This window comes from Hyphomonas sp. UBA3195, assembly GCF_002366485.1.
GTDB lineage: Bacteria > Pseudomonadota > Alphaproteobacteria > Caulobacterales > Hyphomonadaceae > Hyphomonas.
Genome location: NZ_DEXB01000046.1, coordinates 91,874 through 116,250, shown reverse-complemented (window position 1 = coordinate 116,250; position 24,377 = coordinate 91,874). Strand labels below are relative to the sequence as shown.

Here is a 24,377-nt window from a genome sequence, read left to right as displayed (position 1 = left end):
CCGGCATGAGCTGGAACGGGCTGGACGATTTCCTGACGCGGGTCTCAGATCGGCTTGACCCGCCCCATGGCGAAGGGCGGCTGACCGAATATGGCGACCTCGACTTCCTGACGCCAGAAGAACTGGCGGTAATCCGCCCGGCGGCGGTGCTGTTTGGTGTCATCCCGCGCAAATCCGGTCCGACCGCGCTGCTCACCCTGCGCCCGGACACGATGGCCAATCATGCCGGACAGGTTGCCTTTCCGGGCGGCAAGATCGATCCGATCGACGTGGACGAAGTCGCCGCCGCCCTGCGCGAGGCTGAGGAAGAAGTCGGCGTGAACCCGGCAGAGGTGGAGGTTCTGGGTCGCGGCGCGCCCTATGTCACCGGCACCATGTTTCGCATCACGCCGGTCGTGGGGATTCTGCCCGCCGATTTCGAGCCCAAACCCGACCCGACCGAAGTTGCGGACGTGTTCGAAACGCCCATCGATTTCCTGATGAATATCGCCAACCATCAGGTCGGCCGAGCCGTCTACAAGGGCAAGGAACGGCAATTTTACGAGATGCCGCATGGCGGCTTTCGCATCTGGGGCGTGACCGCCGGGATTATACGGAAACTTTATCATACACTGTACGACGATTGATCCGGCCCGGTTTTAGGGGTTTGTTCAATCCATCCACGCCTTATCTAAGGTGAAACAATCGGAGGGAACGACACCTTGGCCGGACGCATCGTCTTTGAGCTATTCATCTTCTCGATCCCGTTCATCGTGTTCGGGCTCTACCTGCTGGCAACGTCGAATGCAGAACAGGAGGGCAAACGCAAATGGCCCATCAATATCCTGTTCCTGTGCGGCATTGGCCTTGCGACCGTGGCCTGGTTCGTTCTGATCCTGATGGAGCCGAAAGAACGCGACATCTGCCACGAGCCGGCCCGTATGGAGAATGGCAAGCTGATCCCGGCCCGCGACTATCCTTGCGAACATGATGTGACCAATGTCGGCGTTCCCCGTGAACGCGACAGCGTCCGTTCTGCGCGGGGCGCGACCGGGCCCGGCACGGATATCCATGATGCCGGCGAGATCCGCGCCACGGCGCCGGATACCGAAGATGCCGCGCGCCGGGAGGAAGAGCCGGTGATCCTGGCCCCGGACCCCGATGCCGACACACCGGAGATCGTGCGGCAGGACGATGACACGGACTGATCTGACGACCGCGCCCTGGCTGGACTGGCCGGGCACACGCGCCGTGATGGCTGCGCTGGAAGTGGCGCGTCCTGGTGGCGCGCGCTTCGTTGGCGGCTGTGTGCGCAACGAACTGCGCGGCGTGCCGGTCGATGACATAGACATCGCCACCCAGTTGAAACCCGATGAAACGCTTGCGGCGCTGGAAGCGGCCGGCATTCGCGCCATTCCGACCGGGCTGGAGCATGGCACCGTCACTGCCATCTATGACGGCCGCCCCTACGAGATCACCAGCCTGCGCCACGATGTCGAGACCGATGGCCGCCGCGCCGTGGTCGCTTTCACCGAGGATTGGGCCGAGGATGCGGAGCGCCGTGATTTCCGGCTCAATGCTATCTACGCCGCCGCCGATGGCCGCCTGCATGAGATCGTGCCGAACTCGGTGCAGGATGCCATTGATGGGCGGGTGATCTTCATTGGCGACGCAGACCAGCGCCTGCGCGAGGACTATCTGCGCATCCTGCGCTTCTTCCGCTTTAATGCCTGGTATGGCGCGGGCATGGATGCGGAGGGTCTTGCTGCATGTGAGCGGCAAAAGGATGGACTCGCAAAGATTGCTTCCGAGCGGATATGGAAGGAATTGAAACGCCTGATGGAAGCGCCCGATCCGTCCGAAGCCATGCTGGCCATGGAAGAGACGGGCGTGCTGGGAGCTGTGCTGCCGGGCGCGAACGCATCGGAATTGCCATCTCTTGTTTCGGTGGAGCAGGGGGCCGGCCTTGCGCCAGATCCGTTGCAACGCTTGATGGCCATGTTTCCCCGTCGCGTCCGCGATGTGACCAGTGTCACGGCGCATCTGCGGCTATCCAATGCCGAGGCCAGCCGACTGGCCGAGTGGGCCGACCCTGCGCTAACTCATGTTCTTGGCGTCCAACCGGACGCGCTGCGTCGTCTGTTTTACCAGTTTGGCCCACGTGCGGTGCTGGACCGCGCCTTGATTGAGGCCGCGCAGGTTTCTGGAGCGGATGCCCTGACGACGATCAAGGCAGCGGCAGTCGACTGGCAGAAGCCGGACTTTCCGCTGGGCGGCGCAGATGCCCTTGCAGCAGGGCTTAGCGGTCCGGATGTCGGCGCAGTCCTGCGCACATTGGAGCAGAGCTGGGTGGCGTCGGATTTCAGTCTGACTCGAGACGAATTGGTCGCGCGCCTCAATTCGTGAACAGGATGTACGCGTTGAGGTATCCGGCGAAACTGATCCAGACCAGATAGGGGATTTGTAGCAAGGCGGCGAGGTGCGAATAGCGCCAGAAGTCCTGCATCATGGCCACGATCAACAGCCAAAGCGCCACCAGAATGCCGAGCGCCAGCGCGACCTCGTTCATGCCAAAGAATGCAAGGCTCCAGCCCGCATTGAACACCAGCATCGAATAGTACAGCCCGAGCGGGCTGACGGCACGTTCAAATGAACCGGCCCGGTCCAGCACCAGCAGGGCGCCTGCCGCCATCAGTACGAACAGAATTGGCCAGACAAGGGCAAACATGACGTCTGGTGGGGTGAGGAAAGGTTTGCTGAGCGCAGCGTACCAGGGGTCGGAACTGCCGCCCGAAATCACTGCTCCTGCTGCGGCGGCTGTCACCGTCGCTAGCAGGAGCAGTATCCCTGCCCCCCAGGGAAAGGCTTTCGCACTGGTGACCATCGACCACGCTTATACCTTCGAATGAAGTTTTCGTCATTTCCGAAACGTTAATTCGAGCCACAATGCTCTGATCGTCATCGCTTTTTTCCGTCGGTGCCCAAAATCCGGACGGGATTTCGCGACTGGTCCTCGTCCCGGTCCAGTATATCGCCCGGCTTGCAGTCCAGCGCGGCGCAGATCTTGTCCAGCGTCTCGAACCGCACGCCTTTGACGTGCCCCTGTCTTAGCTGCGACAGGTTCTGCTCGGAAATGCCGATTGCCGCGGCCAGTTCTTTGGACTTCATCTTGCGCAAGGCAAGCATCACATCGAGGCGGACTATGATGGCCATCAGATGAACTGCTCGTTTTCATGGGCGATGTCGGTCGCCTGAGTCAGGATCTGACCGATTACCAGGATCACCGCGCCAATCATCAACAAGATGACGGTATTGGAATTGATTCCAAGTGTGAGTGCCCGGTTGCCCGGTCCATTGTCATAGGTCAGGCCGAGCACCATCAGCGTAGGCAGGATCAGTTGCACGGCAGCAAACAGAAAAATGTCCAGGCCCAGGAAGCGCACTGCCCGGACAGCGGCGGGCGCAAATACCACGCCTTTCTGGAACACGCTGAAGACACGCGCAGCGCCGATGACGATCAGGGTGAGGCTGAAATAGCCGATCGCTGCCAGGACATGCAGGAGCAGTTTCTTTCCCCCGGAATAAGAGACGTCCTCCCGGACATGCGGCTGAAGGCCCTCCCAGGCCGAATCCAGGATGGAGGATGAAGCGTCCATCAGGAAATAGGCTGCCACCATCAGGACGAGGATGAGGAGTGCGAGCCATTTCAAGACGCGGCAGACGAGGCGTGTCCGGTCAGGCAGGAGTGTGGGAGTGTTCATTATTCGTCCTTGCCAATTAAAAATTCATGTTTTACGTGAATTAGTTATTGAAAGAAGGGTATCTGCATGTTCGCCATTATCGCAAGGATTTTCGTCATCGGCGCAGGTGTTTTTCTGCCCATTGCCTGCGCAAGCGTGCCGGTGACCAGCCTGCCGAAACTCGCAGCGCTGGATCCGACGACCATGGATGCCAGCCAGGTCGAGGTCGCTGTGCGCGCGCCGGATGACTATGACTTGCCTGAGGACGCAGCAACGCTCGTTTTGTCAGTCTGGCAGGAAGAGGGGGACAAGACCCGGGAAGAGCTGTTCCACCTTGTCCCCGTGCCGGACGCGCCAACCCGTTTCCTGAACAAGCGCGCAAAGGCAGGGTTCATGATCCATCGGCTGCATATCCACCCAAAGGACGCGCCGCGCATGGACGATTTCCGCGCGCATATGCTGAGCCTCAAGGAGGCACCCGGCCAGAAAAGCCTGTCCGTCAGCGTCACCACGAGGCCCTGCCTGAAGCCGGGTGCCAATCCCTTGGACCCCCGTGTCGCCATCTATCTGCGCCCGGCACAGGATGAGGAATATTTCACCCTTGTGAAGGAGCGGAAAGTCTCGATTGAAATGCCGGATGGCGACGCACGTTATTGCGCGACAGACTAGGGCCTCACGGCCACTTCACGACAGGGGGCATGGAGGAGAGGATGCTCGTCACATTGCCGCCGGTCTTCAAGCCGAAGGTCGTGCCGCGGTCGTAGAGCAGATTGAACTCCACATAGCGGCCGCGCTGGATCAGCTGTTCCTCGCGTTGGGCTTCGCTCCAGGTCTGGTTCATGCGCCGGGCGACCAGTTTCGGGTAGATCTCCGCGAATTGCTTGCCGACTTCCTGTGTGAAGGCGAAATCGGCGTCCCAGTCGCCCGAATTGAAGCGGTCATAGAAAATGCCGCCCGTGCCGCGTGGCTCATCCCGGTGAGCGAGATGGAAATAGGTGTCGCAGGTCTCTTTCATCTGCGTGAAATCGGCGCCCGGATGCGTGTCGCAGGCGGATTTCATGGCGGCGTGGAAATCGACCGTGTCTTCGAAGTCTTGATCACGTTGATAATCGAGCAGGGGATTGAGATCTCCGCCGCCGCCGAACCAGGACTGGCTGGTCACCAGCATGCGGGTATTCATATGCGCGGCGGGCACTTTCGGATTGCGTGGATGCGCGATCAGCGAAATGCCCGAGGCCCAGAATCGGCCATCTGACTTGTCCGCGCCGGGGATTTGGGCAGCGAAGGCTTCAGAGAATGTGCCGTGGACTTCGGAGAAGTGGACCCCGACTTTTTCGAACACCTTGCCGCGCATCAGGCCCATACGGCCGCCGCCCAGGTCTTCGCTGCCATCGCCGCGTTTCCACTCGGTCAGTTCGAACCGTCCCGGTTCGCCTGAATAAAGGGGGCGTTCCGCCGCATTTTCCAGCGCTTCGAACCGCGCGCAGATGTCTTCCTGCAACACCCTGAACCAGTCGCGTGCGCGAGTCTTCTTCGTTTCGAGATCACCATCTGTCATGGCGCGACACATGGGGCGAGGACTGCGACACTTGCAAGCGCCCTGTTGTCACAGGCGCCAAGTCAGGATAACGCGCTGCCAATAGTAGTTTATGGGGAGGCACCCGCGCCCACTTGCCGCAATGTGCAAGGGGGCGGGCTCCTGTATGACGGGCCCAGATTTCTGCCTTCGCAAGGGACGGGATAAGCGTGACTGACACACCTGCACACGAACACGGCGAGATGATCGACGACGATCGCCGCAATTTCATTCACATCGCCACTGGAGCGGTCGCCTTTGGCGGCGCTGCCATGTTTGCCTGGGCCGCGGTTGACCAGTGGAACCCGGCCGCTGACACAAAGGCCGCTTCGGCGCTGGATGTCGATGTGTCCAAAATCCCTCTGGGCGGCGAGATCCGCGTCCTGATCGGCGGCAAGCCGTTCTTCGTGCGCCACCGCACAGCGGCTGAGATTGCTGCGGCCGATTCGGTGAATGTCGCGACATTGCGCGATCCCGAGACCGATGATGCGCGTCTGCGTCCCAAGGCTGACGGGTCGTTGAACCCGGCCATTCTGGTCACCTCGGGCTCTTGTACCCACCTTGGCTGTGTTCCGGTTGGTCCGGCGCAAGGCAATACAGGCGATTTCGGTGGCTGGTACTGCCCATGCCACGGCTCGCACTACGATACGTCTGGCCGCATCCGCAAAGGCCCGGCCCCCACAAACCTCCCGGTTCCGGATTACAATTACGTGTCCGACTCCGTGATCAACATTTCGCTTTAAGGGAAGGATACCGCAGATGAGTGGACACGAATCCTCCTACACGCCGACCAATGCCTTCACGAAATGGCTTGATACGCGTTTGCCGCTGGTCCGGTTTGCCCAGGACACGGCGATCAATTTCCCGACCCCGAAGAATTTGAACTACTGGTACACGTTCGGCGGCATCCTTGCCGTCTGTCTCGTGATTCAGATTCTGACCGGTATCATCCTGGCCATGCACTATGAGGCCAGTGTCGACGGCGCGTTTGCGTCTGTTGAGCGTATCATGCGCGATGTGCCGTATGGCTGGCTGCTCCGCTACATTCACGCCAATGGCGCGTCGATGTTCTTCCTTGCCGTCTATATTCACATGTTCCGCGGGCTCTATTACGGCTCCTACAAGGCGCCGCGCGAAGTGCTGTGGATCCTTGGCTGTGTCATCTACCTTCTGATGATGGCCACCGCCTTCCTCGGCTATATGTTGCCTTGGGGCCAGATGTCCTATCACGGCGCAAACGTCATTACGTCGCTGTTCGGCGCCATCCCGCTGATCGGCGAGAGCCTCCAGACCTGGATCCTCGGCGGACCATCGATTGGTAACCAGACACTGCAGCGCTTCTTCTCTCTGCACTATCTGCTGCCCTTCATGATCGCCGGCGCAGTCATCCTGCACGTCTGGGCGCTTCATGTGCCGGGCAACAACAACCCGACCGGTGTTGAGGTTCAGGACGTTGCGAAAGACACCGTGCCATTCCACCCGTATTACACGGTGAAGGACGCCTTCGCGATCGTGATCTTCCTGATCATGTTTGCCGTCTTCGTCTTCTACGCACCGAACGTGCTGGGCCATGCCGACAACTATATCGAGGCCAACCCGCTGGTGACGCCTGCGCACATCGTGCCAGAATGGTACCTGCTGCCATTCTACGCCATCCTGCGCGCCATCACGTTCGATCTCGGCCCGATCCCGGCCAAGCTGCTCGGCGTGATCTTCATGTTCGCAGCCATCGCGGTCCTGTTCATCCTGCCTTGGCTCGACACGTCGAAAGTGAAGTCCATGCGCTACCGTCCGGTGGCCAAGCAGTTCTTCTTCGGCTTTGTCGCCGTCTGCCTGCTGCTCGGCTGGTGTGGCGCGGCCAACCCGGACGATGCCGTCATTCCGGCGCTGCAGGGTGATCCGAAACTCGTGGTCAGCTATACGGCGGATGGTCAGGAAGCGACCAGCGAATACAAGGGTGGTGGCGAAGCCTATATCGACGCGAAACGGTTCATGGAGAGCCTGCCAGCTGACGCGAACCCGTCTCTGTCGGCTGTGCCGGCTCCGACCTTCATGTTCCGTCACTTCTCGTTGATCCTGACCTTCTGTTATTTCGGCTTCTTCGTTCTTCTGTTCTTCCTTGGTCTGACCGAGAAGCCGAAGGAATTGCCGGAATCGATCCATAAATCCGTGCTGAAGCGCCACAAGGCGTCAGCGTCGGCCGTGCCGGCTGAATAGGGAGCTTTGGGGAAAATCATGAAAGCGTTCCGCATTCTTACTGCCGGTCTTGCCGGTCTAATGATCGCCGCGTCAGCGCATGCTGCCGGCGGAGCTGCTCACCCGCACGAACCGGAAGAGGGCTGGCCCTTTGAAGGCGTGACGGGTCAGTTCGACCAGGCCTCGCTGCAGCGTGGCTATCAGGTGTACCAGGAAGTCTGTTCGTCCTGTCACTCCATGAAGCTGCTCAGCTACCGCAACCTCGGCGATCCGGGTGGCCCGTTCTATGACGAGGCCTATCCGAACCCGAACGACAACCCGTATGTGAAGGCTCTGGCCGCGCAGAACGAAATCCTCAGCCCGACGCCAAATGAAGTCGGTGACTATGATTTCCGTCCGGCGACGCCCGCCGACACATTCCGTAGCCCATATGCGAATGACAGTGCGGCCCGTGCGGCCAATGGCGGCGCTGTGCCACCAGACCTGTCAGTGATCTACAAGGCCCGCCATGATGGCGCGTCTTATGTGTACAGCCTGCTGGCAGGCTATCCGGATGAGGACGTATTCTCAGAGCGCGTTGTCGCTGAAGCATCTGACGGGGGCACGCCGGATGATCCGAGCGACGATACGCCTGCCGAAGTTCAGACCGTTATCGACGCGTCCAAGCTGCATATTGGTCATGGTGATGACCATTACGAAGGCTACCTGATCCAGAATGCCGGCCAGTACTACAATCCGTACATGCCGGGCGATACGGTTCCGCAATTCGAAGGCGATCCCCGCCATGCGCCTCCGGGTGGCTTCCTTGCCATGCCGCCGCAGCTCGTTCCGGGCCGCGTCGAGTATAGCGACGGCACCGAAGCGACCATCGACCAGATGGCCTATGATGTTGCGCAATTCCTCGCTTGGGCAGGTGAGCCGAAACAGACCAACCGCAAATCGCTTGGCCTTGCCGTGATGGTGTATTTTGGCATCCTCGCGATCCTGCTCTGGTTCTCCTACAAGCGCATCTGGCGCAACGTAGAGCACTAGGCAGTTCTGACAGAACCTTGAATTGACGACCCCGTCCCTGGCTGATCCAAGGGCGGGGTTTTCTTTTTCCGGAGCAGATCATGAGCAAATGGACCCTCGGCATTATCGGAGGCTCGGGCCTTTACGAAATTGACGACCTGGAAGACCGCCGCGAGGAACAGGTCGAGACTGCCTGGGGCAAGCCATCTGACGTGCTGGTGCGCGGCCGGATAGGGGAGGTGGAGCTGGTCTTCCTGCCGCGCCACGGAAGAGGTCACCGCATCACGCCGACCGAGGTGCCTTACCGCGCCAACATTGCTGCACTGAAGGCGGCGGGTGTGACGGACATCCTGTCAATTTCGGCTTGCGGCAGCCTGAAAGAGGAATACGCCCCCGGTGACTTCGTCGCCGCAGACCAGTTTATCGACCGCACCTTTGCGCGCGACAAAACCTTCTTCGCAGCCGGCATGGTGGCGCATGTCTCCATGGCCTACCCGGTCTGCCCGCGCCTGTCGGGGCTTGCAGCAGATGCGGCGGAGGCTGTCGGATCAAAGATGCATCGCGGCGGCACGTATCTGGCCATGGAGGGACCGCAATTCTCTTCGCTCGCGGAATCAAAACTCTATCGGCAATGGGGTTGCGACGTGATTGGCATGACCGCGATGCCGGAAGCCAAGCTCGCCCGAGAGGCCGAGTTGCCCTACGCTATTCTTTGCATGGTCACCGATTATGATTGCTGGCGGGCAGAAACCGAGGCGGTATCGGTGACGAATGTGCTGGAAATCATGGGCCAGAACAGCGCGGTGGCCCGTAAGGCTGTTGTCCGGCTTGCTGAAGCCCTGTCCGGAATGGAGCGTACGTCGGATCCGAACGGCACGGATACGTGTCTGGATTATGCGTTGATTACTGCGCCACAGGCGCGCGACCCGGATTTGCTCGACCGTCTTCAAGTGATTGCAGGACGTGCGCTCAAGGGCTAAGGTTTACCAACACTTAACCGGTCGCCATGCGGGGGAAGCATGGTTTACGGTGGACGCGTTGAGGGGATCTCAGAATGAGTGAAGCGCAATTCTACACATTCTTCACCGGCGGGCTCGGCCTGCTTATCGCAGCAGCATTGATGATCGCCTGGCAGCTTTGGCGGCTAAGGGATGAAGAACGCGATGGCGCGATCTCCGCCCTCGACGGCATCAGCCATGAGATGCGAATCAATCTCCAGCGCATGGTGAATGAGGTCGCCCAGATCGTCGACACGCAGGAAGCCGGACCAGATGTCCTGCTGCCGGTCCAGCATCCGCAGCTCGACGGTGTAAACGCTTCCCTGATCAAGACCAATCGCAATGCGATCGCCGTGATCGGCGCGACCTATCAGGAACTTGAGGCGCGCAAGATGGCATTGCGGGCGGTGCTGGCCCAGAAGCGCGATCTCAGCGCAACGCTCGACGACGCGATGGATGCGACGATCAACGGCATTGCGACGCTCTATATGTGGGAAGAGCACGCCGGTGTACGTCCTTCAGAGGCGGGCACTGTGCGCAGCTGGCACGTGCGCGACTGGATGAAAGCGCATGGCTTCTCGGCAAATTCCTTTCCGGGCATGCATCTGCGCGATGAAGTCGTTGAACGTCTGCGCCAGTACGGTCTGCACCTGACGCCGCGCCCGCTGACCCATACCGCCCATGAATATTACAGCATGCAGTATGACCGGAAAGCCGACCCGCATGCGCCGTTCTGGAAGCGCAAGCCGAAGACCGAGGAAGTCATGGCCGTCGCGGCAGCCGACGAAGCAGCTGAATATATTGATGAGGACTTCGAGGACACCCATGAGGGCGAAGCCGATATCACGCCGTCGGAAAACGTCGATGCCGCCCTGGCCGAGATTGAAGCGATGGACGACGACCTGCCGGAAGAGGACGAGGCCTATGCCGAGGAAGACTCCGACGAAGCCGGCCGCTTGCCCAACTGATCCCCGCTAGCGTTTGAACGTGCCCATGATGCCGCGCAGGATGTAACGGACGATCTCCCGGCTGGCCGTTCGGGCTGCCTGATTTCCCGCTTTCTCGAGCGAACTCATCCGGCGGGAGCTACGGCGCGTGGTCGTTTTCTTTTTCTTCTTGTCCAGCTCGGCCTGAGCCTTGGCCTCTTTCTTGGCAAGTTCCTCAGCTTCCTTGGCGGCTTTCACTTCGCGCGCTTCCAGCACTTCATAGGCCGACTCACGGTCAATCGACTTCTCGTACTTTCCGGCGACGGGACTGGCATTCTGGACCGATTTGCGCTCCGCGTCCGTTGCCGGGCCAAGTCGTGAGGCTGGTGGGCGGATCACGGTCCATTGTACCACGCTTGGCGCGCCCTTGGCGTCCAGCGTTGAGACCAGTGCCTCGCCAACGCCAAGCTGGGTGATGACTTCCTCTGTGTCAAAAGTCTCATTCTCGCGGAAGGACTGCGCCGCGGCGCGTACGCCTTTGCGTTCGGCGGGCGTATAGGCGCGCAGGGCATGCTGCAGCCGGTTGCCCAGTTGTGCGAGCACGCTTTCCGGCAGGTCGCGCGGGTTTTGGGTAACGAAATAGACGCCTACACCCTTGGAGCGGATCAGCCGCACGACCTGCTCGATCTTCTGCATCAGCGCCGCAGGAGCGTCGTCGAACAACAGGTGGGCTTCATCAAAGAAGAAGACGAGGCGCGGCTTGTCCGGATCGCCAATCTCGGGAAGCTGCTCGAACAGTTCCGACAACAGCCAGAGCAGGAAGGTGGAGTAGAGTTTTGGACTGTTGATCAGGCGGGTGGCATCCAGCACGTTCACGATGCCGCGCCCATTGGTATTGGTGCGCATCATGTCCGACAATTCCAGTGCGGGTTCGCCGAAGAAGAAATCGGCACCTTCGCGTTCCATGACGAGCAAGTTGCGTTGCACCGCGCCAAGCGATGCAGAGGCAATGTTGCCGTATTCCTTGCTGAGTTCGTCGCGGACCTCCTTGTCGCTCATATGAACGAGCAGTTTGCGCAGATCCTTCAGGTCAAGCAGCAGCAGGCCATTATCGTCGGCATATTCGAACGCGATGTTCAGCACGCCTTCCTGCGCGTCGGTGAGGTCCATCAGCCGCGAGAGGAGCAGGGGCCCCATTTCGGAAATCGTGGTGCGGATCGGATGGCCCTTCTCGCCGAACACGTCCCAGAACACGGTTGGCGCAGACGTGTACTCATACTCGCCGAGCCCGATCTTGTTGGCGCGTGCAACGAATTTGTCGTGCAGCTTGTGATCCGTGCTGCCGGGTATGCAGATGCCCGAAAGGTCACCTTTCACGTCCGCGCAGAAGACAGGAACGCCCGCATCGGAAAAGCCCTGAGCCAGGTTTTGCAGGGTGACTGTCTTGCCGGTGCCGGTTGCGCCCGCGATCAGGCCATGCCGGTTTGCGATTTTCAGCAACAGGTTCTGCGCCACATTTGGCGTGCCGGTGCCCTCGGCATCTGCGCCCCCGATAAAGATGGAATCCATCATCCTGTCCCCTTCATTCCTTACAGGCTGCGACGCTAGAGAATTCGCCGGATTCGGCAAGGGTGGAGGCGCAGGCTCTTGACGGCGCGCGAGGCTCTCCTCACCCTGTGGTAACCACAGCTCCGGGGGATATTATGGATCGCGCGACGAAGACCGGCATCTGGATCATCGCGACCGGCGTCATCCTGACCTTCCTTCATTTTGGCCGCAGCATCCTCGCGCCCTTTGCGCTGGCTGTGTTCCTGTTCCTCGTCATCGAGGGCTTTGCCACGATGATCGACAATTGGTCTCGCGCGCTCAAGATCGGGCACGCCCGGGTTTTCGCGGTCCTGATTGTTTTGGGTGGATTTTTCGGATTCATGGCGCTGCTCGCAAATGGCATCGCCGAATTTGGGCGCGACGCCGGAGAGTATGAAAACCGGATCAACGACATGATCGCGGACATGTATGAGGTGGTGCACATGTCGGGTGCGCCGACACTGCAGGAACTGCTGTTCAACGAAACCGGACAACGTTTCTTTGCGACCATCGCCAACGAAACCGGTGACCTGTCCGGCGATCTGGTCCTGATCCTGATCTATGTCGCCTTCCTGTTCCTGGCGCAGTCCAGTTGGACCCGGAAACTGGACAATATCTTCCCCGGTTTCGAGCAACGCGCGCAGGTGCGCCAGGTGGGCGATGAAGCGCGGCGCAGTATCGAAACCTATCTGTGGACCCAGACTGTGATCTCCGCCCTGATCACCGCATTGACCTATTTCTCATTGCTGGCCTTGGGGGTGCAAAATGCGCTCTTCCTGTCGGCTTTGATATTTGTGCTCAATTATATCCCGACTGTGGGGTCAATTGTTGCGGCACTGGTGCCCCCGCTGTTTGCCATCGTGCAGCCGGAACTTCCGGCCTGGGTGCCGGGCACACCACCGCAAGACAACTACATCTATGCGGCGATCGTGTTTGCGGCCGTCAGTTTCTGGCAGTTCTCGATCGGCAATTTCATCCAGCCGCGCATGATGGGGGAGTCGCTGAATTTGTCAGCTTTGGTCGTCCTGCTTTCCCTGGCCATCTGGGGTGCAATCTGGGGCATTCCCGGCATGTTCCTGTCGGCACCTTTGACGGTTCTGATGATGATATTCTTTGCGCAATCTTCCAGCACCAGATGGATTGCAATCCTGCTTTCTGCAGATGGTAATCCACAAGGCAAGGGTACCAATACGGAGCTGTCGGATGCAGTCAGCGCTGCTCAGACCTATGGTGAAAATCGATAAATTATGCGAAGTGTTAGGCAAGTTAATAATTGCGAATCCGGTTCAGAGCCCATACTCAATTATTGGTAACATCAGGCGCTGCTGACGAAGACTTGTATTCGGCACAGCGCTTGCAAATTTAGTGAGATCAGGCCCTCCGCGTGCGTCCCCCCACCCAGCCTGCGGAATAGGCCTGTAGGACCCGCCGGACACGTCCCCGTTCGGCGGGTCCGTTTATATCGGGCCCTGAGGGCCCAAGATTCGATCCCCCAAAGACCCGTCATGACGCTGGGGCAATTCATTTGCCCCTATGTGTTGTGCCGGTGTGCCAACGCAGTCTAGATGGGAACATCGTTAAGTTCTTTCGCGAGACACCCACATGACAGTAAATTCTGCTTCACATGAGCCGTTGGAGCAAGTTTTCGACCAGATTCAGCGGGAATCAGGGCACGAAGACCTCACCGGACTGACGGATGGCGACCTAAAATTTCTTGCGCGCCGCCATTGGGAATGGGCAGAGACGGTCGCTCCGGGAGAGCAGGATGTGCGCGTCCTGCTGGAGGTCGATGGGGAAAACGGGGACTCCCTGTCACGTACCATTCTAGAGACCGCCAGCCCGGACATGCCATTCCTCGTGGATTCGGTGCTTGGCGAGTGCGGCGCGCAGGGGTTTGAGGTCGCGGCCCTGTTTCATCCGATTGTCAAACGACAGGACGGGCGCAGCGTGTCCGTCATCCAGGTTCATTTGCCGATCCTGACCCACGATGAGGCGGCGCGCCTGAAAGCCGGAGTTCGCCTGGCGCTGGCGCACAATGCGGTTGCCGTATCGGACTTTGAGCCCATGCGGGCGCGCATGCAGCAGGAGATCGACCGGCTGAAGGGCGTCACGCATCTCAAAGAGATGGACCGCGACGAAGCAGTTGCCTTCCTGAAATGGCTTTCGCGGGAACATTTCGTGTTCCTCGGCTGCCGCGAATACGAATTCGAGACAAATGCCGATGGGCAAGTGCTGCCCGAAGAGCCGATCATGGTGGAGGGCTCCAATCTGGGCGTGCTGCGCGATGAAGAACTGAACGTTCTGTCTCGCGAGGCCGAACCCCTCGTGTTGACGCCCGAGATTGGCGCACATCTGTCGGAACCGTATCCGATCCTTGTTGCCAAATCGACGCTGACCAGCCTCGTGCACCGCCGGGTCGCTTGCGACTATGTCGGCGTGAAGAAATATGATGCGCAGGGCAGGGTGAATGGTGAAGTTCGCTTCCTCGGCCTGTTCACCGCCGAGGCCTATGACGAAACGGCCCGTTCGATCCCGCTGATCCGCCGTCGAATCGCCGCCATCCTCGAAGCTTCTGGCGCAACGCCCGGCGGACATACCGAAAAGGCGTTGACCAATCTACTGGAAACCTGGCCGCGCGACGAGTTGTTTCAGACCTCGTCGAAAATCCTCCATCCGATCATTGTCGGCGCGCTGCATCTGATCGGGCGGCCACGCACGCGCCTGTTCGTGCAGCAGGACCAATTTGACCGGTTTGTCACCGCAATCGTCTATGTGCCGCGTGAAGCCTATGACACCGCCATGCGCCAACGCATCACGCAGGAACTGGTCACCGCTTACAATGGGCATGTGACGCGCTTCCGACCGTATTTTGATTCCGAGACCCTGGTTCGGGTCCATTTCGAAATCTGGCTGGGACAGGGCCATCCCTTGCCGGACCTTGCGGCGCTCGAGAAGCGTATCGTCCAGATCACGCGAACATGGGAGCAAGGCTTCCGGTCGGCGCTGGTCCAGTCTGACCTTGAACGCGCACATCAGGAAAATGCACGTTCCTTCATCGGGGCTTTCAATGCAGCCTATCGCGAAGCCTTCGGGCCTGACGAGGCGATGCGCGATGTTGCGGCGATGGCAAATTTGTCTGCCGGTCACCCCATCCTGACGCGCGCCTACCGGCTGGAAGGGGATTCCGACAACAAGATACGGGTCAAGATATACTCCCGCAATGGTTCGATCCCGCTGTCTGCCTGTGTGCCAATCTTCGAGCAAATGGGTTTCTTCGTGGATTTCGAGACCGGCTATCCGGTCCGTCCGACGGAAAAGCCAGCCGACGATGCGCCCGAGACCTACTGGATCCACGATGTTGTCATGTGCGCGACGGCCGGCGCAGCAATTGACCTCGATGCAATCCGAACCGCGCTGGAGGATGCGTTTGTTGCGGTCTGGAGCGGACGGGCCGAAAATGACGGCTTCAACCGGCTGGTGCTCAGCGCTGACGCAAGCTGGCGCGATGCGGCCCTGATCCGGGCGCTCGCCGGATATCGTCGGCAGAGCGGCATGGATCAACCGCAATATGTTCAGGAGACGGCGCTTTCGACTTATCCGGCGATTGCCCAGAAATTGCTGGACCTGTTCGCTATCCGCTTCGATCCGGCGCGCGATATGTCACTCGCCGAACGCACGCATGAAGCCGAGAAAATGCGCGCAGAGATCGAGGACGCATTGCGCGACGTGTCGGCGCTGGCAGACGATCAGGTGCTGCGCCGTCTCGCTGATCTGATCCTGGCCGTTCAGCGGACCAATTTCTACCAGACCAATGGCGATGGCGCGCCCTACAGTTTTGTCAGCCTCAAGATTGCCAGCCGCGAACTGGAAGACCTGCCGGAGCCGAAACCCTTCCGCGAGATATATATGTCGAGCCCGCGGGTCGAGGGCGTGCATTTGCGCTTTGGCGCGGTTGCGCGCGGGGGGCTGCGCTGGTCGGACCGTGCATCAGACTATCGCACCGAAGTTCTGGGCCTTGTGAAAGCGCAGCAGGTGAAGAATGCGGTCATCGTGCCGGTCGGCTCCAAGGGTGGATTCTTGCCAAAGCAATTGCCGGATCGTTCTGACCGCAATGCCTGGTTCGAGGCTGGACGGGATGCCTACAAGGAATTCATCCGGGCGTTGCTCGGTATCACGGACAATCTCGTGGAGGGGCAGGTCACCCACCCGGCGGACACGATTGTCTGGGATGGTGAAGACCCCTACCTCGTCGTGGCGGCGGACAAGGGCACGGCGACCTTCTCCGACACCGCCAATGCGATCAGTGAGGAGATGGGCCACTGGTTGGGCGATGCGTTCGCGTCGGGTGGTTCGGTTGGCTACGATCACAAGAAGATGGGTATTACTGCGCGGGGAGGCTGGGAAGCGGTCAAGCGTCACTTCCGCGAACTCGGCAAGAACATCCAGACCGAACCTTTCACCGTGATCGGTGTGGGCGACATGAGTGGAGACGTGTTTGGCAATGGCATGTTGCTATCGCCGGAAATCCGGCTGATCGCGGCCTTCAACCACATGCACATCTTCATCGACCCGGACCCTCAGGACGCTGCCAAGAACCTGACTGAACGTCAGCGTCTGTTCGACAAGCCGCAATCGAGCTGGGCGGACTACAACAAAGGAATCCTGTCGAAAGGCGGCGGAATCTTCGAGCGCTCCGCCAAGTCGATCACGCTGAGCGATGAGATCAAGGCGCTGAGTGGCTTGTCAAAGGATGCGGTCACGCCCGACGAGTTGATCCACGCCCTGCTGAAGACGGATGCGGACTTGCTCTGGTTCGGCGGCATTGGCACCTATGTGAAAGCCGCGCATGAAACTCATGCGGCCGCCGGTGACCGTGCCAATGATGCGATCCGGGTTGATGCAAATCAGCTGAAGGTGAAAGTCATCGGGGAAGGGGCCAATCTGGGCGTCACCCAAGCCGGGCGAATCGAGTTTGACCTGCATGGGGGACGGATCAATACGGACGCGATCGACAATTCCGCCGGCGTCGATTCGTCTGACCACGAAGTGAACATCAAGATTCTGGCTGCTGAGGCGGTTCGTGAGGGCGACCTCGATCCGGCAGACCGCAACGACCTTCTTGCGGAGATGACCAGTGACGTGGCGGCGCTTGTCCTGCGTCATAATTATACACAGACCTTTGCGCTGACCCTGGCCGAAACGACGGCCAAGGAAGACCATGATGCGCTTGAGCGCCTGATGGAGTATCTGGAAGACCGAGGCGTATTGAACCGCGCGCTGGAAACCTTGCCGGAGACCGGTGAGATGAAGGTGCGTGCCGAGCGCGGCCAGCCATTGACCCGGCCGGAATTAGCCGTCTTGCTCGCCTGGTCGAAGATCACCCTGTTCGACGATATTGTGGCCTCCGATATTCCGGACGATCCGTATTTCGAAGACCTGTTGGTCAATTACTTCCCGAGTCCGATCAACACCTATTCAAAGGCTATGTCGAACCATCGCCTGAAGCGGGAAATTATCGCGACGATCATTGCCAATCGTGTGCTGGACATGGCCGGGCCGGTGGCCCTGCTGCGCCTGCGCGAAGTGACCGGCGGCGACAATGCGCAAGTCGCGCGCGGGCTCGAAGCGGCGCGTGCCGTTTTGAACTTTGACGGCTTCCAGCGCGAGGTCGACCAGCTCGACACGATCGTGCCTGCGGATGTGCAAATCGATCTGCGTCTGCATGCGGCAAGCGCAATGGTCGATGCGGCGCTCTGGTTCATTGAAACCCATCCGGACCTGCATGTAGGCGACGCCGTGCAACATACCGAAGCGCCTCTGAACGAGTTCAAGGCCATTCTCGCCGGCATTCACTCGCCGTTCCCGGCTGCGCGCATCGAGCGCGAAGTGCGTAGCCTGATGAAGCGCGGCGCGTCGGAAGAGATTTCGCGATGGGCGGCTGCGATGGGCCAATTTGCTCAAGGGCTGCTCGTGGTCGATCTGGCTGGCAAGGCGGGTGTCAGTGTGGAGGCGGCCGGCAAGGCTTTCTACACGATTGGCGACCAGCTGCGCATCGACCGGCTTCGCGCCATGGCGCGGGACAATCTGCTGCATGCAGATTATTGGGATCGCGTGGCGGGCCGTCGCCTGTTGAACGAACTGGTTCGGATGCAGGCGGATGCAACAGAGAAGGCTCTCGCCGGAGACGGGGCAGATGCCTGGCTCGCCGAGCGCAATGATGCGCGCAAGGCATTGCTCGCAGAGTTGCATACGCTGGGTAAGGATCGCAATTGGGCGTTTGCGCGATTTGCGCTTGCGGCCGACGCGTTGCGCCAGTTCATGCGCCACTGATCGTTGCACCAAGAGCCGGACAGGGCGTGTGCCCTTCCGGTTTCCTGTCATCCAAGGTCCTTGCGGATGGAAGGCGGCGCCTTCGGCAGGGACGGTATTCATATTGGAGTGGGAAGTCGTGCCCCTGCAGCGGGCCGCCTCCCATCCGCTGGCCGGGGCCTGAGCATACCCCGACCGGACCGCCGCTTCCCATTTGGGCAAGAAGCGACCCGGACAAGATACAAGCCGGAGATCTCAGACAAATTCGATCAGCGACAAAGCCCGTTATCCGGGCCGTGCCGGGCCGATTACTGTTGGAAGAAGTTGTTCACATCCAACGCTTTCTGAGCCCTTAGCGCGCTGCAGAGCGTTGCCTTCTCCGTGCCCTGGGCCAGGGATCGCTCATAGCCTGGGATCAGCTGCGCATTCTGTTGAAAGAAGTCTTCCGCCTCTGCGGCCTTTCTGACGCTGCAGAAATATCCCGTCAGGCCCGCGAGCTTTGGCTGACGGATTTCGGGCATGCGCTCCACAACCGTCTCGAAGTTTGTGGTTATCAAATCCCATGCGGTGTCTTGTGCTGCCGGGTTGGCCATGGCGCCATAGACAACCGTAAAGACTTCGTCTGTCGAGTTCGGGCCGTTCAGAACCGCCGAGAACAGGTCTGACACGACATCCTTGCTTCCGCGACTGGCCAACACTCTCAGGATTGTCGAGCGTTCATTCTGATTGGTTGCAGTGGTGACGTAGGCCTTGGCAGCTTCATAGAAGTCAGCGCCGCCATCCTCTATGCCGATGATCATGGCCGTGGAGAGATCCTCCGGCGCAAGCGCCGTCGCGTCCGGGCTGCCTTCGAGTCCGACATACTGCCGGGCACGGGCGAGCAGGGCGCGGCGCTCAGCGGGGCGCTCGCCATATTCCAGCAACAAGCCATATAGCCTGTCGCGCAAAAGCATCTCCTGCTGGCTCAGCGCCGTGGCCGGACGGGATTCCAGATATTCGGCCAACGGTCCATAGGTGTGCTGGACCCACGCGCGAAGGCCCGCTTGCTCGGATGGCTCCAGCATGCGGTCGAGCGTGCCAATAATGCCGAACCCTTCAGAAACCGCACGCGGATGACCGCTTGAGGTTGCGGCCAGTCCAGTCATCAGGTCATCGGTGCTGATCCGCCCTGCACGGAAACCGGAGGTCAGTGCATCCGCAAACATGATCTGTTCGGCGTCAGACAAGCTGTCAAAGTTGGAAATCAGCGCCGTCAGGTTTTCCGCATTCGTATCGAAGCGCCAATAGCCCGTGCCGCCGGCATTTGGCATCACCCAGTCGGGGCAATCGCCATCCAGAGGAATCTCGGTGACCGGTGCGGTCAGCATCTGCCGGATCGTGCGATCCCCCACAGGCCCTTTCAGGCGCGCAGCAAACGGCACGTTCCAGGTCTGAGCATTGGTATCAATATCAGAGCCAAGCGGCGCATAGCGCCTTTGAGTGACCGTGATCAGGCCCGCATCTGGAGCAGGGCAGGACACGGCGACATCCAGCGATGGGATGCCTGGCTGGTTGATATAGCTGGTGAAGGCTTCAACAATATCCGGCTGGCCGGACCCGTCGGCGAGGCTCTGCATGAAATCGCCGGCATCAGCGACGCCATCCTCGAAGCGACGCATGTGCAAGCGGATACCTTCGCGAAAGGCTTCTTCGCCCAGATAGGTCTCGAACATGTTCAACACGCTGCCGCCTTTGCGATAGGTAATGGAGTCGAACGCGTCGAGAATATCGCCATTGGTGTTGATCGGATTGCGAATCTGGCGCGCCGATTGAAGACTGTCGGCCCCCATCGCGCTGAGCCCTGCCAGGATTGGGCTGAGGCCCCACTCGCCGTCCGGGTCAACCCCGTCCATCGTCTTGTAGCTGATCCAGGTCGCAAAGGCCTCGTTCAGCCAGATATCGTTCCACCATTTCGGCGTGACGAGATTGCCGAACCATTGATGGCCCAGTTCGTGGGCATGTGTCGTCAGGATGCGGCGGCGGCGTGACAGGCTGGTCTGTTCGTTCATCAGGAGGGCGGCTTCGCGATAGATGATTGCGCCGGCATTCTCCATCGCGCCATAGGCAAATTCCGGCGCGGCGATCAGGTCCAGTTTTCCATAGGGGTACGGATAGTCGAAATAGTCCTCCTGCCAGAGCAACATCTCGTCAGTGATGTCGAGTGCCTCGCTGAGCTGGTCTCTCTTGCCGCGGGCAGCAAAGCCGCGCAGGGGCACCGGCGCCTCGCGCAGGGCATTGGCCGGAATGGCCGGGGCGGGCCGCATCTCGTAAGGGCCGACTGCGAGGGCGACCAGATAGGACTGGATCGGGCGAGTTTCGGCAAAGACATGCCGGGTCCAACCGTCTTCGGCCGGTTCGGCGCTGATTCCCTCGCCATTGGATACGACCTGCATGCCTTCTGGCGCGGTGACGGTCACGCTCCACGGTGTCTTGAAGCGCGGTTCGTCAAATGAGGGTACCATCCGGCGCGCATCAATCGCTTCCATCTGGGTGGCAAGATAGTCCGTATCGGATTGAACCGCCTTGTAGAGACCGGCAAGGCCCATATTGTAGGGCGCTGTATAGCTGATTTCGAGCGTGGCCGTGCCCGCCGGGATCGGCGAGTCGAAGTCGAGCCTTGAAACTCCGCCCGGTGCCTGATTGCCAGTAAAAGTTGCCGGGATATGTGTTCCATCGTCCAGCACGGCCTTGGCCGACAGCACCGTCTGATCCACCGAATGCAACCAGATGCGCGCATGCGGCGCTGTCAGGGCCACATCAATGGCTACATTACCCGAGAAACTGTCGGCATCTGGATCAGTTTTCAGCTCCAGCCGGTAGGCCAGCGGTGTAACATCCGTCGGCAACTGCCCTGCGGGCGGTACTTGAATCTGGACAGGCTGGGTCTGCGAACCGAGGCTTGCCTCAGAAGCGGAATTCGCATTTCCGCAGGCGTGAAGTGCAAGGAGAGAGACCGCGCCCGCCAAGGCAGCGCGAAACCGGAAATCGTGCATGAATGTGGTCCTGTAACGGTGGAAACAGTTTGAAGCCAAAAAACATAGGATACGGCCCAGCAAAAGCGATCAGATGCAGCTGAATTTAACACCCCTTTCAGTGATGCCATGAGAAGTTGAACCCATGAAACGGCTCTACCATTGGCCTCTTGATCCGGCCGGACGGCTGGTCCGCCTCGCCTTGGGCGAGAAAGACGAGGGATTCGAGGCGTTGGAATCGCCGCCCTGGTCAGCTCATCCGGACGTGCCCCGCCTCGCACATGGGGCTGTTGCGCCCGCTTTGGTTGAGATCGACAGCGAGCCGCGCATGTTTGCCTGCGGCACGCGCGCCATATGCGAGTATCTTGAAGAGACCTCCAGCGGACGGGGCCTGTTGCCATCAGATCCGGCGGCGCGCGCTGAAGTCCGACGCCTGTGGGCCTGGATTGAAGCTGCGTGTGAAGAGGTTACCGATACACTGCTGACCGAGCGCGTGATGCAATGGGTGCGCCGCGATCGGCACCCGGATTCAGCGCGTTTGCGCCGGGGGGCGCATGCGCTGCGCGGACGTCTGACCTTCCTGAATGGCCTGCTGGAGCTGAATGGCTATCTTGCCTGCCGGGAGCTCACCCTGGCCGATCTGGCTGCAGCGGCGCACTTGTCTGCCTATGACTATTTCGGCGATGTCGAATGGAATGCTGTGCCGGAGCTGAAAGACTGGTATGCCCGGATCAAGTCGCGTCCGAGCTTCAGGCCCTTGCTGGCCGACCGGTTGCAGGCGGTGCGGCCCGTAGCGCACTATACCGATTTGGATTTCTAGACCTTGCCTGATCCCCTCCACATCCGCGTCAAGCACCTCGCCCGGTCGCTTGGCTTTGATGACGTGGCGATAGCGCGGGCGGATGAGGCGTGGGACGCAGGCGACCGGCTGGAAGCATTCGTAGAAGCTGGCCATCATGGCAGCATGGACTGGATGGAGACGACGCTGGAGCGGCGCAAGGCGCCGACTGCGATGTGGCCGGATGCCAAATCTGCCGTCGTCGTCGCGCTCAATTACGGCCCGGACCATGATCCGCTCCACACTCTGGAACAGAAGGCGCTTGGTAACATCTCCGTCTACGCACGGGGGAGGGACTATCACGACACGTTGAAGAAGCGGCTGAAACAGCTCGCCCGGGAGTTCGTGGCCGAGACCGGCGCTGAGGTGAAAGTCTTTGTCGATACCGCGCCTCTGATGGAAAAGCCGCTGGCCGAAAAGGCCGGGCTCGGCTGGCAGGGCAAGCACACCAATCTGGTCAGCCGCGAACTGGGGTCTTGGTTTTTCCTGGGTGTGATGCTGACCGCCGCGGAACTGGAACCTGATCAACCGGAGGCGGATCATTGCGGTTCGTGCCGCGCCTGTCAGGACATCTGCCCGACCAATGCGTTTCCCGCGCCCTATCAACTCGATGCGCGGCGCTGCATTTCCTATCTTACCATCGAGCATGCCGGGCCAATCCCGGCAGAGTTTCGCGCGGCGATGGGCAACCGCATCTATGGGTGTGATGATTGCCTTGCCATCTGTCCGTGGAACAAGTTTGCCGAAGCCGCCAGCGAGATCGCCTTCCATGCACGGCCCGAACTCAAGGCGCCGGGGCTGGATGAACTTGCCGCGCTGAACGATGCCACATTTCGGGAAGTGTTCTCCGGTTCGCCCATCAAGCGGATCGGGCGGGACCGGTTCGTGCGCAATGTCTGTATCGCCATCGGCAATTCAGGGGAGGGGGCGCTGGTCGCCAGCCTGCTGCCGCTGCTGGATGATCCGGCGTCGGTGGTACGTGGGTCTGCTATCTGGGCGCTCGCCCGCCTTGATCGTGCCCGATTTGCGACGGAAAAGGCCGTCCGGATGGAGCCGGAAACGGATCCGGGCGTTCTGGCGGAATGGATGACAGAGTGATGAGCGGTTTCTGGACCTTCCTGACATGGGCGGTGCGCATTCTGGCGGGCCTGTTTGTGGCGTTTCACCTCTATGCGCTGGCGCTGGTCTGGCTGCCCATTCCGGGCACGGTGCTGATGGTGCAGCGCGCGGCAGGTGGCGAGACGGTACGGCGCGATGCGGTGCCCTTGTCCGAGATTTCGCCTCACCTTGTGCGCGCGGTCATCGCGGCGGAGGATTCCCGCTTCTGCGAGCATAATGGAATTGACCGTGCCGCGATTGAAAAGGCGCTGGATGAACGCCGTCAGGGCAAGCGCACGCGCGGCGCCTCCACGATCACACAGCAGACCGCCAAGAATGTCTTCCTCTGGAATGGGGGCGGTGTGCCGCGCAAGCTGGGCGACATGTGGATGGGAGTGTTCATCGACAAGTTCTGGGGCAAGGCCCGGGTCATGGAAGCCTATCTGAATGTCGCCGAATGGGGCGATGGCCTGTTCGGCGCAGAGGCCGCCGCGCAGGCGCGGTTCGGCAAGTCCGCGGCAGACCTGAGCGAGCGCGAGGCCGCACTGCTGGCCGCCGTTCTGCCGAGCCCGAACAAATGGCGCGTCGATCCGCCGGGGCCCTATGTCAACACACGCGCCGGCACGCTGCAGGCGCGCATGCGAGTGGTGCATAGCCAGGGCCTCGCGGCCTGTGTGCTGGGCGATACGCCGCCACCACCACGCCCGCAGCCGCAACAGGGCCAGCCCGCGCCGCAACCAGAGCCCTTGCCGGATTTGCCGCCGGAACCGGAGACCGGGCCGGAAGCGATCGAGCCGGAAACCGTTGAGCCCGAAGTGGCTCCGGAAGACGATGAGTTCGATGCGTTTCTGGAAGGCGCGCAGGAACGGTTTGGCGAGGCCGGGCAATCTCCTGAACCCATCGAGGAAGAACCTGAGCCGTTGGAGCCCGAAGCCGCAGCGAGCCAGTCGGAAGCGCGGGATGGCGGGCCGACCGATCTGCGTCCGCGGTCTCTGGAGCCGGTTGAAGACCCGGCCAGTGAGGACTCCCCCGAGTAGCGCGCCGTCTTAATCGGCTTCCGGCGGTCGCGCTTTTGTTTCATCCTGTTTCACACTGTCCGGTTCCGGCT

Annotated in this window: 20 protein-coding genes; 14 read left to right on the top strand and 6 right to left on the bottom strand. The window is 60.4% G+C overall.

What is annotated here, in order from left to right; translation table 11 throughout:
• Positions 1-5: 5 nt before the first annotated feature.
• From B2344_RS14430 to B2344_RS14420, 3 genes are all read left to right on the top strand, one after another.
• Positions 6-626: a CoA pyrophosphatase gene (locus tag B2344_RS14430; RefSeq protein WP_206991371.1), complete on the top strand. Its 621-nt coding sequence runs from the start codon at positions 6-8 to the stop codon at positions 624-626.
• A gap of 75 nt (positions 627-701) precedes the next feature.
• Positions 702-1,187: a DUF6111 family protein gene (locus B2344_RS14425; RefSeq protein ID WP_290485458.1), complete on the top strand. Its 486-nt coding sequence runs from the start codon at positions 702-704 to the stop codon at positions 1,185-1,187.
• On the top strand, positions 1,174-2,385 hold the full coding sequence (locus B2344_RS14420; RefSeq protein ID WP_290485457.1) for a CCA tRNA nucleotidyltransferase: 1,212 nt from the start codon (positions 1,174-1,176) through the stop codon (positions 2,383-2,385). Before B2344_RS14425 ends, B2344_RS14420 begins: the two co-directional genes overlap by 14 nt.
• Here the strand turns inward: B2344_RS14420 and B2344_RS14415 are convergent.
• The 3 genes from B2344_RS14415 to B2344_RS14405 all read right to left on the bottom strand — a co-directional run bounded on the left by B2344_RS14415 (position 2,375) and on the right by B2344_RS14405 (position 3,740).
• Complete coding sequence (locus B2344_RS14415) at positions 2,375-2,863, bottom strand: TspO/MBR family protein (protein ID WP_206991370.1); 489 nt, start codon at positions 2,861-2,863, stop codon at positions 2,375-2,377. The genes B2344_RS14420 and B2344_RS14415 overlap by 11 nt on opposite strands.
• A gap of 74 nt (positions 2,864-2,937) precedes the next feature.
• Positions 2,938-3,192: a helix-turn-helix domain-containing protein gene (locus B2344_RS14410; protein WP_051607399.1), complete on the bottom strand. Its 255-nt coding sequence runs from the start codon at positions 3,190-3,192 to the stop codon at positions 2,938-2,940.
• Entirely contained in the window at positions 3,192-3,740 is a 549-nt protein-coding gene (locus tag B2344_RS14405) for a DUF2975 domain-containing protein (RefSeq protein ID WP_290483598.1), read from the bottom strand. Before B2344_RS14405 ends, B2344_RS14410 begins: the two co-directional genes overlap by 1 nt.
• A 66-nt stretch (positions 3,741-3,806) precedes the next feature.
• Here B2344_RS14405 and B2344_RS14400 point away from each other — a divergent pair, with 66 nt between their 5' ends.
• Positions 3,807-4,388, top strand: coding sequence for a hypothetical protein (locus B2344_RS14400; RefSeq protein ID WP_290483597.1), 582 nt, complete (start codon positions 3,807-3,809; stop codon positions 4,386-4,388).
• Positions 4,389-4,392: 4 nt separating this feature from the next.
• Here B2344_RS14400 and hemF read toward each other — a convergent pair whose 3' ends face one another.
• Complete coding sequence (gene hemF / locus B2344_RS14395) at positions 4,393-5,277, bottom strand: oxygen-dependent coproporphyrinogen oxidase (RefSeq protein WP_206991366.1); 885 nt, start codon at positions 5,275-5,277, stop codon at positions 4,393-4,395.
• A gap of 221 nt (positions 5,278-5,498) precedes the next feature.
• Between hemF and petA the strand changes: the two genes are divergently transcribed.
• The 5 genes from petA to B2344_RS14370 all read left to right on the top strand — a co-directional run bounded on the left by petA (position 5,499) and on the right by B2344_RS14370 (position 10,468).
• Positions 5,499-6,038, top strand: a complete 540-nt coding sequence (gene petA / locus B2344_RS14390) for a ubiquinol-cytochrome c reductase iron-sulfur subunit (RefSeq protein ID WP_034810468.1) — start codon at positions 5,499-5,501, stop codon at positions 6,036-6,038.
• A gap of 16 nt (positions 6,039-6,054) precedes the next feature.
• The gene (locus B2344_RS14385) at positions 6,055-7,512 is read left to right on the top strand and encodes a cytochrome b (protein WP_034810469.1); all 1,458 of its coding nucleotides are present in this window, start codon (positions 6,055-6,057) and stop codon (positions 7,510-7,512) included.
• A gap of 18 nt (positions 7,513-7,530) precedes the next feature.
• Positions 7,531-8,523, top strand: coding sequence for a cytochrome c1 (locus B2344_RS14380; RefSeq protein ID WP_034810471.1), 993 nt, complete (start codon positions 7,531-7,533; stop codon positions 8,521-8,523).
• Positions 8,524-8,603: 80 nt separating this feature from the next.
• A complete protein-coding gene (locus tag B2344_RS14375) occupies positions 8,604-9,482 on the top strand; it encodes an S-methyl-5'-thioadenosine phosphorylase (RefSeq protein WP_206991364.1) in 879 nt (292 codons plus the stop codon).
• A gap of 74 nt (positions 9,483-9,556) precedes the next feature.
• The gene (locus B2344_RS14370) at positions 9,557-10,468 is read left to right on the top strand and encodes a hypothetical protein (protein WP_290483596.1); all 912 of its coding nucleotides are present in this window, start codon (positions 9,557-9,559) and stop codon (positions 10,466-10,468) included.
• A 6-nt stretch (positions 10,469-10,474) separates the two neighbouring features.
• On the opposite strand, the gene B2344_RS14365 is transcribed toward B2344_RS14370, so the two are convergent.
• On the bottom strand, positions 10,475-11,998 hold the full coding sequence (locus B2344_RS14365; protein ID WP_290485456.1) for a helicase HerA-like domain-containing protein: 1,524 nt from the start codon (positions 11,996-11,998) through the stop codon (positions 10,475-10,477).
• 131 nt (positions 11,999-12,129) lie between these two features.
• Here B2344_RS14365 and B2344_RS14360 point away from each other — a divergent pair, with 131 nt between their 5' ends.
• Together B2344_RS14360 and B2344_RS14355 are read left to right on the top strand one after the other, a co-directional pair.
• A complete protein-coding gene (locus tag B2344_RS14360; RefSeq protein WP_290479975.1) occupies positions 12,130-13,257 on the top strand; it encodes an AI-2E family transporter in 1,128 nt (375 codons plus the stop codon).
• A 358-nt stretch (positions 13,258-13,615) separates the two neighbouring features.
• The gene (locus B2344_RS14355) at positions 13,616-18,343 is read left to right on the top strand and encodes an NAD-glutamate dehydrogenase (RefSeq protein ID WP_290479974.1); all 4,728 of its coding nucleotides are present in this window, start codon (positions 13,616-13,618) and stop codon (positions 18,341-18,343) included.
• A gap of 287 nt (positions 18,344-18,630) precedes the next feature.
• On the opposite strand, the gene B2344_RS14350 is transcribed toward B2344_RS14355, so the two are convergent.
• A complete protein-coding gene (locus tag B2344_RS14350) occupies positions 18,631-21,354 on the bottom strand; it encodes a M1 family metallopeptidase (RefSeq protein ID WP_290485455.1) in 2,724 nt (907 codons plus the stop codon).
• Positions 21,355-21,478: 124 nt separating this feature from the next.
• Between B2344_RS14350 and B2344_RS14345 the strand changes: the two genes are divergently transcribed.
• Genes B2344_RS14345 through mtgA form a run of 3 tightly spaced genes read left to right on the top strand, consistent with a single transcriptional unit; the run spans position 21,479 to position 24,306 of the window.
• A complete protein-coding gene (locus B2344_RS14345; RefSeq protein WP_206991358.1) occupies positions 21,479-22,153 on the top strand; it encodes a glutathione S-transferase family protein in 675 nt (224 codons plus the stop codon).
• A 3-nt stretch (positions 22,154-22,156) separates the two neighbouring features.
• Positions 22,157-23,269 (top strand): tRNA epoxyqueuosine(34) reductase QueG, encoded by a 1,113-nt coding sequence (queG, locus tag B2344_RS14340; protein WP_242517398.1) that lies wholly within the window; start codon positions 22,157-22,159, stop codon positions 23,267-23,269.
• Positions 23,254-24,306, top strand: a complete 1,053-nt coding sequence (mtgA, locus tag B2344_RS14335) for a monofunctional biosynthetic peptidoglycan transglycosylase (RefSeq protein WP_290485454.1) — start codon at positions 23,254-23,256, stop codon at positions 24,304-24,306. The genes queG and mtgA overlap by 16 nt, the downstream gene beginning before the upstream one ends.
• Positions 24,307-24,377: the final 71 nt, after the last annotated feature.

Bases quoted from the DNA above. Each gene is read 5' to 3' on its own strand.
- B2344_RS14415 (WP_206991370.1), bottom strand. From the start codon at position 2,863: ATGGTCACCAGTGCGAAAGCCTTTCCCTGGGGGGCAGGGATACTGCTC.
- B2344_RS14365 (WP_290485456.1), bottom strand. From the start codon at position 11,998: ATGATGGATTCCATCTTTATCGGGGGCGCAGATGCCGAGGGCACCGGC.
- B2344_RS14360 (WP_290479975.1), top strand. From the start codon at position 12,130: ATGGATCGCGCGACGAAGACCGGCATCTGGATCATCGCGACCGGCGTC.
- B2344_RS14355 (WP_290479974.1), top strand. From the start codon at position 13,616: ATGACAGTAAATTCTGCTTCACATGAGCCGTTGGAGCAAGTTTTCGAC.
- B2344_RS14400 (WP_290483597.1), top strand. From the start codon at position 3,807: ATGTTCGCCATTATCGCAAGGATTTTCGTCATCGGCGCAGGTGTTTTT.
- B2344_RS14420 (WP_290485457.1), top strand. From the start codon at position 1,174: ATGACACGGACTGATCTGACGACCGCGCCCTGGCTGGACTGGCCGGGC.
- hemF (WP_206991366.1), bottom strand. From the start codon at position 5,277: ATGACAGATGGTGATCTCGAAACGAAGAAGACTCGCGCACGCGACTGG.
- B2344_RS14385 (WP_034810469.1), top strand. From the start codon at position 6,055: ATGAGTGGACACGAATCCTCCTACACGCCGACCAATGCCTTCACGAAA.
- B2344_RS14345 (WP_206991358.1), top strand. From the start codon at position 21,479: ATGAAACGGCTCTACCATTGGCCTCTTGATCCGGCCGGACGGCTGGTC.
- B2344_RS14370 (WP_290483596.1), top strand. From the start codon at position 9,557: ATGAGTGAAGCGCAATTCTACACATTCTTCACCGGCGGGCTCGGCCTG.
- B2344_RS14405 (WP_290483598.1), bottom strand. From the start codon at position 3,740: ATGAACACTCCCACACTCCTGCCTGACCGGACACGCCTCGTCTGCCGC.
- mtgA (WP_290485454.1), top strand. From the start codon at position 23,254: ATGGATGACAGAGTGATGAGCGGTTTCTGGACCTTCCTGACATGGGCG.
- B2344_RS14375 (WP_206991364.1), top strand. From the start codon at position 8,604: ATGAGCAAATGGACCCTCGGCATTATCGGAGGCTCGGGCCTTTACGAA.
- B2344_RS14350 (WP_290485455.1), bottom strand. From the start codon at position 21,354: ATGCACGATTTCCGGTTTCGCGCTGCCTTGGCGGGCGCGGTCTCTCTC.
- B2344_RS14430 (WP_206991371.1), top strand. From the start codon at position 6: ATGAGCTGGAACGGGCTGGACGATTTCCTGACGCGGGTCTCAGATCGG.
- B2344_RS14380 (WP_034810471.1), top strand. From the start codon at position 7,531: ATGAAAGCGTTCCGCATTCTTACTGCCGGTCTTGCCGGTCTAATGATC.
- B2344_RS14410 (WP_051607399.1), bottom strand. From the start codon at position 3,192: ATGGCCATCATAGTCCGCCTCGATGTGATGCTTGCCTTGCGCAAGATG.
- petA (WP_034810468.1), top strand. From the start codon at position 5,499: ATGATCGACGACGATCGCCGCAATTTCATTCACATCGCCACTGGAGCG.